This is a genomic window from Vibrio sp. 10N.286.49.B3, assembly GCF_002873395.1.
Classification (GTDB): domain Bacteria; phylum Pseudomonadota; class Gammaproteobacteria; order Enterobacterales; family Vibrionaceae; genus Vibrio.
This window is the reverse complement of sequence record NZ_MCUV01000013.1, coordinates 15,933-28,641: the sequence shown is the minus strand read 5'-3', so window position 1 is coordinate 28,641 and position 12,709 is coordinate 15,933. Positions and strand designations below refer to the sequence as shown.

12 protein-coding genes and 2 pseudogenes are annotated in these 12,709 nt (G+C 38.2%); 8 read left to right on the top strand and 6 right to left on the bottom strand.

All coding sequences use genetic code 11. The features are described 5' to 3' along the window. Positions 1 to 40: 40 nt before the first annotated feature. The gene (locus BCU68_RS06960) at positions 41 to 1,468 is read right to left on the bottom strand and encodes an ATP-binding cassette domain-containing protein (protein ID WP_102564069.1); all 1,428 of its coding nucleotides are present in this window, start codon (positions 1,466 to 1,468) and stop codon (positions 41 to 43) included. Between the two features lie 562 nt (positions 1,469 to 2,030). Here BCU68_RS06960 and BCU68_RS17165 point away from each other — a divergent pair. Further along, positions 2,031 to 2,219, top strand: a pseudogene (locus BCU68_RS17165) (helix-hairpin-helix domain-containing protein); the annotation flags it as partial. 121 nt (positions 2,220 to 2,340) lie between these two features. Here the strand turns inward: BCU68_RS17165 and BCU68_RS06950 are convergent. The 3 genes from BCU68_RS06950 to BCU68_RS06940 form a co-directional block, all read right to left on the bottom strand. Next, on the bottom strand, positions 2,341 to 3,225 hold the full coding sequence (locus BCU68_RS06950; RefSeq protein ID WP_102564067.1) for a cation diffusion facilitator family transporter: 885 nt from the start codon (positions 3,223 to 3,225) through the stop codon (positions 2,341 to 2,343). Positions 3,226 to 3,385: 160 nt separating this feature from the next. Beyond that, the gene (yghU, locus tag BCU68_RS06945; RefSeq protein ID WP_102564066.1) at positions 3,386 to 4,246 is read right to left on the bottom strand and encodes a glutathione-dependent disulfide-bond oxidoreductase; all 861 of its coding nucleotides are present in this window, start codon (positions 4,244 to 4,246) and stop codon (positions 3,386 to 3,388) included. 170 nt (positions 4,247 to 4,416) lie between these two features. After that, positions 4,417 to 5,016 (bottom strand): hypothetical protein, encoded by a 600-nt coding sequence (locus BCU68_RS06940; protein ID WP_102564065.1) that lies wholly within the window; start codon positions 5,014 to 5,016, stop codon positions 4,417 to 4,419. Positions 5,017 to 5,356: 340 nt separating this feature from the next. On the opposite strand from BCU68_RS06940, the gene BCU68_RS06935 reads away from it, so the two are divergent. Together BCU68_RS06935 and BCU68_RS06930 are read left to right on the top strand one after the other, a co-directional pair. Further along, positions 5,357 to 6,211: a hypothetical protein gene (locus BCU68_RS06935; RefSeq protein WP_102564064.1), complete on the top strand. Its 855-nt coding sequence runs from the start codon at positions 5,357 to 5,359 to the stop codon at positions 6,209 to 6,211. Positions 6,212 to 6,319: 108 nt separating this feature from the next. Next, complete coding sequence (locus BCU68_RS06930; protein ID WP_102564063.1) at positions 6,320 to 7,624, top strand: DASH family cryptochrome; 1,305 nt, start codon at positions 6,320 to 6,322, stop codon at positions 7,622 to 7,624. Between the two features lie 9 nt (positions 7,625 to 7,633). Here the strand turns inward: BCU68_RS06930 and BCU68_RS06925 are convergent, their stop codons facing one another. Next, positions 7,634 to 7,798 (bottom strand): DUF2256 domain-containing protein, encoded by a 165-nt coding sequence (locus BCU68_RS06925; protein WP_102564062.1) that lies wholly within the window; start codon positions 7,796 to 7,798, stop codon positions 7,634 to 7,636. Positions 7,799 to 7,970: 172 nt separating this feature from the next. Here BCU68_RS06925 and BCU68_RS06920 point away from each other — a divergent pair, with 172 nt between their 5' ends. The 3 genes and pseudogenes from BCU68_RS06920 to BCU68_RS06910 form a co-directional block, all read left to right on the top strand. Continuing rightward, positions 7,971 to 8,288: a DUF3861 domain-containing protein gene (locus tag BCU68_RS06920; RefSeq protein ID WP_102564061.1), complete on the top strand. Its 318-nt coding sequence runs from the start codon at positions 7,971 to 7,973 to the stop codon at positions 8,286 to 8,288. Between the two features lie 37 nt (positions 8,289 to 8,325). After that, a complete protein-coding gene (locus BCU68_RS06915; protein ID WP_102564060.1) occupies positions 8,326 to 9,096 on the top strand; it encodes a glutathione S-transferase family protein in 771 nt (256 codons plus the stop codon). 204 nt (positions 9,097 to 9,300) lie between these two features. Then, positions 9,301 to 9,459: pseudogene (locus BCU68_RS06910) on the top strand (chlorhexidine efflux transporter); the annotation flags it as partial. Positions 9,460 to 9,528: 69 nt separating this feature from the next. On the opposite strand, the gene BCU68_RS06905 reads toward BCU68_RS06910, so the two are convergent. Further along, complete coding sequence (locus tag BCU68_RS06905) at positions 9,529 to 10,968, bottom strand: NCS1 family nucleobase:cation symporter-1 (RefSeq protein ID WP_102564058.1); 1,440 nt, start codon at positions 10,966 to 10,968, stop codon at positions 9,529 to 9,531. A 290-nt stretch (positions 10,969 to 11,258) separates the two neighbouring features. Here BCU68_RS06905 and BCU68_RS06900 point away from each other — a divergent pair, with 290 nt between their 5' ends. Beyond that, positions 11,259 to 11,921 carry a GntR family transcriptional regulator gene (locus BCU68_RS06900; protein ID WP_102564057.1) on the top strand — a complete coding sequence of 221 codons (663 nt, stop codon included), beginning with the start codon at positions 11,259 to 11,261 and terminating at the stop codon, positions 11,919 to 11,921. Positions 11,922 to 11,933: 12 nt separating this feature from the next. Then, positions 11,934 to 12,707, top strand: coding sequence for an aspartate/glutamate racemase family protein (locus BCU68_RS06895; protein ID WP_102564056.1), 774 nt, complete (start codon positions 11,934 to 11,936; stop codon positions 12,705 to 12,707). Positions 12,708 to 12,709 lie beyond the last annotated feature (2 nt).

Here is a 12,709-nt window from a genome sequence, read left to right as displayed (position 1 = left end):
CTATATTAAGTTAAAACTGTAGTTAATAGCTACTTTATTCTTACTGACTTGTCACTACGGTATAATATCCACCAGCAGGATCAGCAACAAAATCAATGAAATGATTAATGCTCGGTAATGTATCTTCATGGTAATGAGAAACATAAAGTAACTGGCTCAAATTCTCAGCCGCGATCAACTCTAGTCCATTAAACACCAATCGGCGATTTAAGAAATCTAACCCTTGATAAGGCTCATCTAATATCAATAGACTTGGCTTTTTCACTAATGCTCGAGCAATTAATAACAGGCGCTGCTGTCCATACTCTAATGACTTAAAAGCGTTACGAGATAAATGATCCATATGAAAAAAACGCAACCAGGCTTGGGCTTGCTTTCGCTCTAATACGGAGGGATGCTTGTATACACCAATTGAGTCATAAAAACCAGATAAAACCACTTCAAGAGCCGAACAATTCACTCGGTACTGTAAATGCAGTGCTGATGACACCATGCCAATATGACGCTTAATATCCCAAACCGACTCACCACTCCCCCGCTGCATACCAAAGATCGTTATATCATTGCTGTAGCACTGTGGATGATCACCAAAAATCATACCCAGTAATGTACTTTTACCACACCCATTTGGGCCTCTCACTTGCCAGTGCTGCCCAGAGTTAATTTGCCAATTCACATCACGAAAAATAACGTCGTCGGTATATTCAACCCGACCATTTTTAATCTCAATAATGGGATTTTGGAAAGAAGATTGATGCTGATTACCTTTTATAAACGCCAACATAGACTCGCTGTATTGTGCCGATTGCGCCTTGAGTTGTGCGATAAGAGGGTCTTGGTGCCATTGTTCAATGGTCATCGTTTTGGTTAAAACATTATCGTGATTGCCTTGCTGATCAAACAAAGCGACATGAGTGATATAGTCACCAATCTCGCTTTCTCTGGAGGTTGCTAAGATGATTTGTATCGACCTTGATAACTCATTTAATAGCTTTGATAAATGATCGCGATGAGCACTATCGAGCCCAGTATAAGGGTCTGCTAGAATAAGTAACTCTGGCTTAGACAGTAACGCCCTCGCAAGCATTAATCGTCGGGTCTCGCCTGTCGATAATTCCCTAAAACCTCGTCCTAGAAGCAATGCTAGGTTGGTTTTATCAACAATTGATGCTAAGTGTTCACTATCCGTAGAGCATTCATTTAACAAAGCCTCAACCGACATCCCAGTATCAATTCTATCAAGAAAGTCGGTATCATCATTGTCTAACTCTCGTTCTAAAAGTTCTTGCTGCTGGGCTAATGACACCCAAGCGATTTTGTTAGGAATACCCGAGATGTTGACCTGTTGAGATTCGCTATCAGTAAATAACGTGACAAGCAAATCACTCACGTCACTTTGGCTAGAAAATATAGCCCAATGCTGATCTGCTTCGATCGCCCAATGAGAAGCTGCTGCTGGTGATTTCATATACCTTCCTTAGTTTTATACCGAAATACTTCCATTAATGAATCCATAACAAATGAAATTTAGCGTCTATACTCAGGGTGAACGCTTAAGTACTTTTCATTCACTGGAGGAATGCATGCTACGTACCCTAATCTTAATTATGACTTTTTGTTTCACTCCCCTGCACCTAGCTAATGCCGCTGATAGCACAAGCATTAAAACTGAACTTCAAAAATGCCAAACTAAATATGCAAGCGATAGCCAGAAGAAGTCTGAGTGTATTAAGAAAGTTAAAGCGAAAAAAGACACCGTAAAAGATAAAGCAAAAAAATCTGATAAGAAAATGAACAAAGCCAAGCCTATGACAGAGGATCAAATAAATAGTGCTTGTAAGAAGAAATATCCAACAGATACGAAAGATCGCTTAGCCTGCATGGAAAAAGGCAAAAGCAAAATGCAAGATAAGTCGGAAAAAATGACGAAAAATAAGGATGAATTAAAAGCAAAATCGGCTTCAATGGATAAGCCAGCGAAAAAAGACATGGCTGCTATGGGAACAAAAGCAACCAAAGATCTAAAAGCGGTTAATATCAATACGGCTTCAGCAACCGAGTTATCGGCATCATTACCTGGTGTCGGTGAGAAAAAAGCACAGGCTATTATTGATTATCGCAAGGCCAATGGTAAGTTTAAAAGCACTAGTGACTTAACCAATGTTCCAGGGCTTGGAGAGAAAAGTGTTGGTAAAATGGAGCAGTATGTAAAATTCTAATCTTTGTTTTTTCTTTCTATTAAACCATCGCGCCTATTTGAGTCAATTAGCTTAAGTTAATGATTACTCTCAAATAGGCGTTATTTTATGCATTTCTCGATCTGTGTTTTACGCTTATGCTTTAGTGCTTCGGATGATAAGGCTCAATGTGAATAATAATGTCGTAAAGCTCCGAGTGGTTTTCAATTAATAATTGCTTGAACATTTTACTAATATCATGCGCCTGCTCAACTGACATGCTTGGCTCAACAAGCAAGTGAAAATCTAATAAAATACCACTGCCTAGACGACGGTTTCGAATGGCATGCACCTCTTTTATCTCATGATGCTCTAACGCATAACGCTGAATTTTACGGTGCAATTCCTCATCGGCCTGGGTTTCGGTAATTTCTCGAATAGCTGGCCAAAGGATCTCAACAGACGCTTTTACTATCATCGCAGTCACAAACAAACTCGCGATCTGATCGACATATAATATCTCTGGGTAAACAAAGCCAATAATAACCGATAGAGCAACAGGAACAGAACTCAACGCATCGGATCGATGATGCCAAGCATTGGCGAATAAAACACGGCTATTAATAATATCGGCTTGCTTTGCTGTCCAGCGATAGAGAAGCTCTTTGATAACAATTGAAATAAGTGCTGCTACTAATGCCCATGAACCAACGATGGTTTCTGGCTCATTATTTAATGCATGCAAAGAATCCCAAGCTAAGCCAAAACCAACCATCAGCAATACAATACCGATAAAGATATTGGTTAACGTTTCATAACGGCCATGACCATAGGGGTGATTGTCATCGGCTGGAGCACTCCAATAACGAGAGCCTATAAGGATAGCAGCATCCGTGATCAAATCTGAAAAAGAATGGACGCCATCAGCGATCAGTGCTTGGCTATTGGTTAGTTTGCCCACCACGATTTTCATGATAGCTAACAACATATTAGCAATAGAGCCAACCCACGTGACCTTTCTTACCGTTTCTGCTGTCTGAAATGACATAATAAAGCACTCATATATATAATTTAACCATATGATACTTAGCAACAAAACTTTATCAAGCCCCAAAAGTAAACCCACAATGAATTAACAAATTAGTACATTTAATTTGCTCTCATTGTGGGCATATTGGCGAGTCTGCCTATGTCACTTGAAGTGGTTGTTACTCCGGCTTTAGTGCTAACACCTTGGTAATATCTGCTGCACAATGGCGTTCGGGCAATTGCTCCCATGCTTCACCAAACGAGCGATTAATAATACGGCCACGTTGGACCCCTTCTCTTTCTTCAAGCATTTTTGCCCAGCGCAGCACATTGGTATAACTTTCAACTTGTAAGAATTCGGCGGCATCGTATAGCTTGCCAAGCACTAAATTACCGTACCATGGCCAAATCGCCATATCCGCAATGGTGTAGTCATCGCCAGTAATGTAGGTTTGCTCAGCTAACTGTTTATCTAATACATCAAGTTGACGCTTTGCCTCGAGTGCAAAACGGTTAATTGGGTATTCCATTTTCTCGTCAGCATAAGCATAAAAGTGACCAAACCCACCACCAAGAAACGGAGCTGAACCTTGTGCCCAAAATAACCAATTAAAAGTCTGAGTACGAGCACTACCCGCTTTGGGTAAAAATTGACCAAACTTTTCAGCGAGGTGAACCAAAATGGAGGCTGATTCAAAAACATTGACGGATTCAGAGCCTGATTTATCGACTAAAGCTGGGATTTTTGAATTTGGGTTAACCCCGACAAAACCAGATGAAAACTGATTACCCTCACCGATATTAATCAAAAAAGCATCATACTCTGCTTCTTTGATCCCTAATGCTAATAACTCTTCTAAAAGAATCGTCACCTTCTGTCCATTAGGCGTCCCTAAGGAGTAAAGCTGCAGATCATGCTCTCCCACTGGCAAGCTTTGCTCATGCGTTGAGCCTGATACTGGACGATTTATATTCGCCCACTTGTTACCGCCATTGGTATCATGAACCCACACTTTCGGTGGTACATATCCCTTGCTCATGCTAAATCCTCATTAAAATTAATAAATTAACATCCTGAGTTTAGTACATATAAATAAAGATTACTGATGTAATACTCTTCTTTTTAAGAGAGATAAAATATCAATATTGATAAGAGAGGTAACGATCTATGGTAACGCTTCTTATTTTTATCGGTTAGGCAAGGTCGTTCTTATCTTTTAAATTTTTTCGTATAACCTGGCTTTAATTGATGTTTAGGGCGCCATAAGTTTCTTATTGAGCGAATTTTTTTTAGCTTTTGTAACTTAGCTCTTAAATCCGTAAATCGCTTTAATTCCTTCGTTTCTTTATCCGATAACAACAAAATATTGTGATTGGATATAAATCTCAATAGATTAAAACGTGTCACTTTCTTAGCAATAAGCCAACTAGGTGACCAGCGAAAATGACGCAAAGTAACTCGCTCAAAATCAACCATTGAAACCGTATCATTATCGATTAATAAATCCCGTTCTGGCAAAGAATGTCTAGCGACACCCGACTCTAGCATTTTCTCAACGAGTAATCGCAGATCTCTAAGTGCTGAATCCGATAGCTTCTTTTGGTTATCACCATTTAATCGACTCATCACAACAATGCTACTATTTGCACTAATAAGTTGAGGAAAACCTTCTACACCGGCTAATCGGCTTAATGCCTCTTTTTCACATTTAAAACGCTTTTTCGAGCCAGGAAATGACTTAAATTGTTTTTTTACATAGTCTTCGCCAATCTCAACTCGCATTTTTTCGGTTTCATAAATAGAAGTCATAACCACTCCAGAATAACAATTATTCTCTGTATTATAGTTTATGTATAGATATGCTGAATAATATTAGTTCCAGTGTGCTATCAAATTTAAACATCATCAAAAACAATGAACGCTGTACATAAAAAACATTTGCAGATAATAATCAACAAGAACAAACTACGTGGCAGCCATTGGCAAGCAAAGATTGTAATAATGCAACTAATATTTAAATAGAAACTTACATGCTAATTTAGGTAAAAACTGCCCTTCAATCTTAATTTTCATAATGCATGGCTACAAATTTCTCCATTATTTTTATCAGTGCTACACTTATAAAAACAATGAATTTAACAGGTTACCGATGTACAAATATCTTATCTTCTTTGCATTACTCATCTCTCCTTACACCTTCGCAGAGACAGAACCAGTGGCGTATTCAAAAACGGATATGCTCGATAGACCTCTTATGGAAAGGTACATTTTGGATGAACTTAAATCGTTACGACAAGATTATCAAAACCTAGAAAAGAAACTGGTTATAGATATGACCGATAGAGAACTCTCTGTTGCTGATAAGTCATTAAATTACGCCAATGTTACTGTTACCTATTTTTTCTACATTATTGCTGGTGTGGCTTCCCTCATCGCTTTCGTTGGTTGGCAATCACTGCGAGAATTTAAAAATAACGCAACTGAAATTGCCGATAAACGTCTGGATGGTATTGCTAAAGATTATGAGAAAAAGTTCAGTGCATTAGAGCGTGATTTAAAACGGAAAACTCGTATCATCAGTGAAAACAACAAAGAAATTGAAAAAATCAATGAGATCCATAACTTATGGCTACGAGCGCAAAGTATGCCTACCGCTGAACAAAAAATAGATGTGTATGATGAGATATTGTCCATTCGCCCTGGTGATCTTGAAGCCTTCACATACAAGGCCGATGCAGCTATGGAGATCAATGAGTACAACTGGGCACTCAGCTTATGTAACCGAGTTCTTGAGCTCGATAACACCAATGGTCCAGCCCTCTACCAAAGAGCGTGTGCCTATTCTCGTTTAGGCGTAGAAGAACAAGCGATTGAAGATCTCGAATTTGCCATAGAAACCAGTCCATCCATTAGAGACCTAATCGATACAGAGCCGGATCTAGAAGGTCTCCACGGTAACCCAAGATTTGATAGCTTAATTAGTTCATACTCAGATGAGCGATGAAATCACAGCGCCTTTAAAAAAAGATAACGCACCCATAATGAACTTTTCTTTTCACTTCCCGTAGATAGATGAGTGATAGATATGTGCTAAATAATATGGGTGTTAACAATGAAGAAAATTGGTCTCTACTACTTTACGAATGATCTAAGAGTAAATGATAACTCGTTACTTGAACAAGCAAGCCAACAAGTCGATGAACTCATTTGTCTTTTTATTTTCCCTGAGCTATCTGGTTACGTTATTAAGTATTCATCAGAGAGCCACCTTGGTACACATCAACAACAATTCATCTCACAATCATGCCAAGATCTGAATCACCAGTTATCACAACGAGGCCAACATTTATTTGTTGTTCGAGGTGATTATTATGAGGTTTTAAATCAATGTATTACTGAAAACAGCATCACTCACTTTTTTTCTTCACAATCATCAGGCGATAGTGAAAATAGCTTAATTAGTCACCTGAAAAATGACTTCCCTCATACCACATTTACTCAAGCCTATACGACAACACTTTTTGATAGAAACGGCCTCCCCTTTGATCTTTCTTCTTTACCATCGTCGTTTAGTCAGTTTCGCAAACAAGTCGAGCATCTACCGATTCAACCACCAATAACAAGCTTACGCTCACTACCGCCAGCACCAGTAAAATTATTTATTCCCAACCATGCGCTACTGCCTGTTCATCACGATGACTCTTCATATTATCAAGGCGGCGAACAGGCTGGCGTGCATCACCTTAACCAATATTTCTCGCATACTTTTGCTAGTAACTATAAAAAAACACGTAATAAACTTGATGGATTTAATGACTCGACCAAGTTTTCTTTATGGTTAGCACAAGGCTGTTTATCACCACGGACTGTTTATCAATATCTATGTCAATATGAACGCCACCATGGTGCGAACGATTCAACCTACTGGATTTTTTTCGAGTTACTATGGCGAGAGTATTTTTATTGGAAAGCCTTACAACAAGGCAAGCAACTCTTTCATTCATCCACTTCAACAATCCCACCCCCATCAAAAGCATCGGTACAATCTTTTTCAAAATGGAAGAGTGGCAATACTGGCTATCCGATTGTTGATGCTTGTATGCGCCAACTCAATGCGACCGGCTATATGTCTAATCGAGGTAGACAGTTAGTTGCAAGCTGTTTGATCCACGAACTAGGGATTGATTGGCATTACGGTGCTGCCTATTTTGAAAGCCAACTGATCGACTATGATGTAGCATCCAATTGGGGAAATTGGGCATATATTGCTGGAGAAAGTAGTAATATCAGTAAGTATTTTGATTTAGCCAAGCAAACCGAAATGTATGACCCTGAGCATCTATTTATTAATAAGTGGTTAAACTGTCAAGATAAACTAGCTCTAGACCATGGTAAACAGGTTCATTATAACCGTTAAAAACACGAATCATTCTAAGTATTCAACGCTCACCGTAACCACTTTTTTATGTCGCCGGCAACGCTCTGAGCAATAGGTAACCTGCTCCCAATCGCGTTGCCATTTCTTACGCCATACAAAATATTGCTGACAAACTGGACATAACTTGCTCGGTAAATACTTTTTTTTATGCATGCCACCTGCCTCAGATCATTAAAAATAACCTGTTATCTTAACTAATTACTGCCATTTATACGTATCTCTCTCCTTTTTTGATTACTTTAACACCAATAATATAGTTGACAAAGGCAACTACAACCAATAATATAGTTGACTCAATCAACTATATTAGCAATTGGAATTTAACATGAAAACATTATTTAAAAAAGAAAATACTTACCGCATTACTATTGAAAAAGTTAATGGAACTGAATCTGACAAGATCAAAACGCTACAGTTTGAAACACAGGATCGAGAAAATATTTTTGATGTTGTCGATAAATTGCAACAAGGCAGTGGGTTAGAAAAAGCAGAAGCGACCAAGTTAGGTGTCGCATTACGCTTACTTGGTCCGATTATGATGAAAAACCGCAAACACCCACTATTTAGTGATTTTATGCCGCATTTCAAAGCATTTATGATTAACCTAAAAGGTACAGTTAAAAATACTGTAAAAGAGAGCTAGAAAATTATTAACCAGTATTCAGCAATAAGGTGACACTATGCCAATTATTAAACCAACAAATAAATCAGTAGAAAAATTAAAGGGATTACACCTTTACCATACCGGCTTTTCAAATTGCTCTATGCGCGTAAGAATTGCTCTCGAAGAAAAAGGATTAGAGTGGACAAGCCATTTAATTGATTTACAAAAAGGGGAAAATCTAACTGAAGAATATTTCGGAATTAATCCCAATGCAGTCGTTCCGACCTTAGTGGACGATGGCATTGTCATCATCGACTCAGCAGATATCATTGACTATCTCGATAAAAAATTCACACTAGGATCGCTTCGTCCAAATGAAGAGAACGAGCAACAAGAAATGTATGACTGGATGTATTTAGCAAGAGATAATCACCTATCAATCAAGACCTATATGTATGGCAAAATGGGTAATTCACAAAAAATGAAGCGTTCAGATGAGGTAATGACGGAGTACCGCCAAAAGCAAACCTTTGATACGGCTTTACTCGAATTCCATGAGCGCTTTAACTCTAGTAATGGATTCTCTGCTGAAGATCTCGCTAATGCTACGACAGTAATTAATGCATGTTTTGAGAAAATGGATCAACGACTGGCAAATAATGATTGGCTTGCAGGTGATGATTTCTCTCTTGCTGATATAACTTGGATCCCTCAATTAGTGGTATTGAAAGCTGCCAATTATCCTTTTGACAATTATATCAACCTTGCCAAATGGAAAAACGCTATTATCGAACGTCCAAGCTTTAAACAAGCCGTAATGACTTGGTTGCCGATAAAAAAACAATAATGATCAATGATCACTAAAGGCTGTTTGTTCTCAGGCGCATTCCGTATATTTAATGCGTCTGGAACTTATTAACCTATACATGTCTCATTTCTTCTCCCCATCAATAACCAAACCCAATGTGTTTTGAAGATCCTGCCGTTGTTAACCAACCATCAAAATCATGGGTAACCGGTAATGCGAATAGCTGTTTATTTAAACTGGTTTTTTGATCGAATTGCTACTGGTGGCAAAGTAAAACGCTCACTGAGTTTACGTATTCTCCATGTTATTTTATTTGAACTAGGCTTGTTGTTTATCACTATCCCTGTAACGACAATAATACTAAACAATGAGGCTTTATCTAGCCTCATTGTTTTCAGTTAACACGAAGGAATAAACATGCATTGGAGTACAATGCCTTATTACATACCTTTATGTTACTATAACTTATGCCTAATTAATTGAACTTACTTTATTATACATTACCTTTCTTTCTTCTGACTTCATCAGAAAGCGATAAACAAATGCTGCTGTAAAGCCACCAATAAATAATGCGAAATTAGCAAGACCAGTGAAAATAAAAGTAGCAAATATTGCAACTATGCCGGCAAACCCTAGTGCATAAATACTCTTCATATTAAAACCATTATCATACCAGTAAAGTCCCTTTGATGATTCTGTATATAGAGAATCAACATCAACTTGACCTTTCTTAATAAAGTAATAATCAACAATAATAATGCCATATAAAGGACCGATCATTGCAGCTAACACATCCACAGTATAATGAATGACTTCTGGATTATTGAATAAATTCCAAGGTGTTAGAAGAACCGATCCAAATGCTGCGATAAACCCACCAGTTTTAAAACTTATCTTTTGTGGTGATACATTAGAAAAATCAAAAGCAGGAGCAACGAAGTTAGCAACAATATTAATGCCCACGGTGGCAAAGATAAAAGTAAGAGCACCTAATACAGTAATCAAACCAGAATCTAAACGTTTAACCGTTTCAACAGGATCGGTAATCATCTCACCAAAGACTGGAATCGAAGCCGAAACAATTAAAACACTAAATATAGAGAAGAGGATAAAGTTAACAGGTAGCCCCCAAAAGTTACCTTTTTTCAGATCTTTATAACTAACACAGTAGCGAGAAAAGTCACTAAAGTTAAGCGTTGGACCTGCAAAATAACCCGCTACCAATGAGGTGGCAATAATCATCTGGATAACCGCATCCCAACCAATTAGCGTTTGTGAGCTTAAATTAAGCCTCATATTTTCCCAACCCGCTAAGTTGATTAAGTAAATACAAAGTGCAAACATCGCCAGGTAAATAGCAGGGCCAGACCAATCAATAACCTTACGAATCATATCCATACCAAAGAGAAATATAACCGCCTGCAACAGCCACATTGAGCTAAAACCAACCCAACCTAAATGAGATAGCCCTAAAAATTCTGAGTCGGCTAACGTTGCCATACTCGGGAAAAAATAGAGAATCAAAATAATAAAGGCACTTGAAGCAAGGTAGGTTTGAATACCATACCAAACCACTGCAATTAAACCTCGAATAACAGCCGGAATATTAGCGCCAAATACACCAAAAGACATACGAGCTATAACTGGAAATGGTGCACCTGTTTTTTGCCCAGGTTTTCCCATCAAGTTAGCAAATAATAAAACTATTGAAATCCCTGCAATCAAGCTAATAAAAACTTGAATACCGTTTAAACCCAAAGCGAATAAGCTAGCTGCAAATACGTATCCACCAACGCTATGTACATCCGACATCCAAAAAGCAAAGATACTATACCAACCCCACTTTTGCTCTTTCTCTGGTGCTAAATCTTCGTTACTTAACCTAGGACTGACTGATAATGCTTCCTTCATAATATACCTCGACTCTTCCATTCGTAAATTGTATACAATTAAAGTTTGCAATTAACGAGCCACAAATACAAACCACTACTTACACCTTATATTTAAAGCAATAGTCTCGATTTGTATTTTTTATAACTGTTACGATTTGCACTATATATATGCAGATTGGATCAATAAAGTGCATCAATTCTTATGATTAGCACTATTTCTTTCGCTATAACCACCAATACATACGTAAATTAAACGGTATACATTTTGCATCTTTATATTGTATACAAATAAGGAAGCAAAGAACGATTATGTTAACGGATGACAAGATATATCAAAAAATACTGAAATCGATTGTCGAACATCAGTTACCCCCAGGGACACGACTTCCAGAAGATAAACTTTCTGAAGCATTTGGCAAAAGCAGAACAACTATTCGCAAGGTTTTACAACGATTGGCTCTCGAAAGAATTGTAAGCATCGAGCCGAACAAAGGTGCGCATGTAAATAATCCGAGCATAAAAGAGGCCGAAGAAGTATTACAAAGCCGCATTATGCTAGAACCTTTATTGGTTAAAAGTATTAGTGATAACTGGACTTCAGCTAACTCTGTTCACTTTAGAAATATGGTTGAAGAAGAAAAATTAGCAGCAAAAAACCAAGATCAAGCCGCATTAATACAATTAACAGCGCAGTTTCACTATGAATTAGCTCACCTGTCCGGTAACTCAGTCATGGCAGAATTTATTGAACAGCTATGTTATCGATCGTCTTTAATTATTGCCGCTTACGGAACTCGACATAGTGTGAGTTGTGATTGTGGTGATCATGTTGAACTAATTAACTTACTTGATGATAACAATATACAGCAAGCAACAGTGTGGATGGAGAAACACCTTGTGCATATTAAGTCCTCATTGCAACTTGGCCCTATCAAGAAGCAAACAATTAACTTCCAACAACTTTTTTCATAAATGGAGTAATAGATGCACATTAACTTAATTAACCCTAATACCTGCTTAGGGATGACAGAAAAGATTGCTGAGTCGGCACAAATGGTCGCTCTATCCGATACAGTCATTACGGCATCATCCCCTCGACATGGTCCTGAAAGTATCGAAAGTGCATTTGATGAAACGATCGCAGCAGCTGCTCTTTTAGATGTGATCCGAGAAGGTGAAGAGAAAGGGGTTGATGCACATATCATCGCATGCTTTGGCGATCCTGCCCTTGATGCCGCGCGTGAAATTGCCAGCGTTCCGGTGATTGGTATAGCAGGTGCTGCATTTCAACTTGCCAGCTTAGTTTCTTATCGTTTTGGTATTATCACAACCATGACCCGCACATTACCAGCCAGCGAACACCTATTAGCTCGTTATGGTTATCAGCACCTTTGTAGCAGCCTACGTGCTACCGATATTGCGGTATTAGACTTAGAAAACATTAGCCAAGATAGTTACCAATGCCTTAAAAATGAATGTTTAGCTGCCATAAAAGAAGATAAGGCAGAGGCAATAGTGCTTGGTTGTGCCGGTATGTCTGATCTCGCTCAACAATTATCTTCTGAGCTAAAAGTTCCAGTTATTGATGGTGTTTCAGCAGCAGTAAAACTTGCAGAGTCCCTGCACCAGTTGCAATTAACAACCAGCAAAGAGGGGCAATATGCTGCGCCATTGAGCAAAGGGTTTAGTGGTCGTTATCAGCACTGGGATAGCCAATCAAAAACAGATTCACCTAAAAAATTACATCGAGTTAGTTAATT

What these genes read in the sequence shown, in the direction of transcription:
- BCU68_RS06900 (WP_102564057.1), top strand. Translation starts at nt 11,259, where the DNA reads ATGTTAACGGATGACAAGATATATCAAAAAATACTGAAATCGATTGTC.
- BCU68_RS06930 (WP_102564063.1), top strand. Translation starts at nt 6,320, where the DNA reads ATGAAGAAAATTGGTCTCTACTACTTTACGAATGATCTAAGAGTAAAT.
- BCU68_RS06935 (WP_102564064.1), top strand. Translation starts at nt 5,357, where the DNA reads ATGTACAAATATCTTATCTTCTTTGCATTACTCATCTCTCCTTACACC.
- BCU68_RS06920 (WP_102564061.1), top strand. Translation starts at nt 7,971, where the DNA reads ATGAAAACATTATTTAAAAAAGAAAATACTTACCGCATTACTATTGAA.
- BCU68_RS06950 (WP_102564067.1), bottom strand. Translation starts at nt 3,225, where the DNA reads ATGTCATTTCAGACAGCAGAAACGGTAAGAAAGGTCACGTGGGTTGGC.
- BCU68_RS06905 (WP_102564058.1), bottom strand. Translation starts at nt 10,968, where the DNA reads ATGAAGGAAGCATTATCAGTCAGTCCTAGGTTAAGTAACGAAGATTTA.
- BCU68_RS06925 (WP_102564062.1), bottom strand. Translation starts at nt 7,798, where the DNA reads ATGCATAAAAAAAAGTATTTACCGAGCAAGTTATGTCCAGTTTGTCAG.
- BCU68_RS06960 (WP_102564069.1), bottom strand. Translation starts at nt 1,468, where the DNA reads ATGAAATCACCAGCAGCAGCTTCTCATTGGGCGATCGAAGCAGATCAG.
- BCU68_RS06895 (WP_102564056.1), top strand. Translation starts at nt 11,934, where the DNA reads ATGCACATTAACTTAATTAACCCTAATACCTGCTTAGGGATGACAGAA.
- yghU (WP_102564066.1), bottom strand. Translation starts at nt 4,246, where the DNA reads ATGAGCAAGGGATATGTACCACCGAAAGTGTGGGTTCATGATACCAAT.
- BCU68_RS06915 (WP_102564060.1), top strand. Translation starts at nt 8,326, where the DNA reads ATGCCAATTATTAAACCAACAAATAAATCAGTAGAAAAATTAAAGGGA.
- BCU68_RS06940 (WP_102564065.1), bottom strand. Translation starts at nt 5,016, where the DNA reads ATGACTTCTATTTATGAAACCGAAAAAATGCGAGTTGAGATTGGCGAA.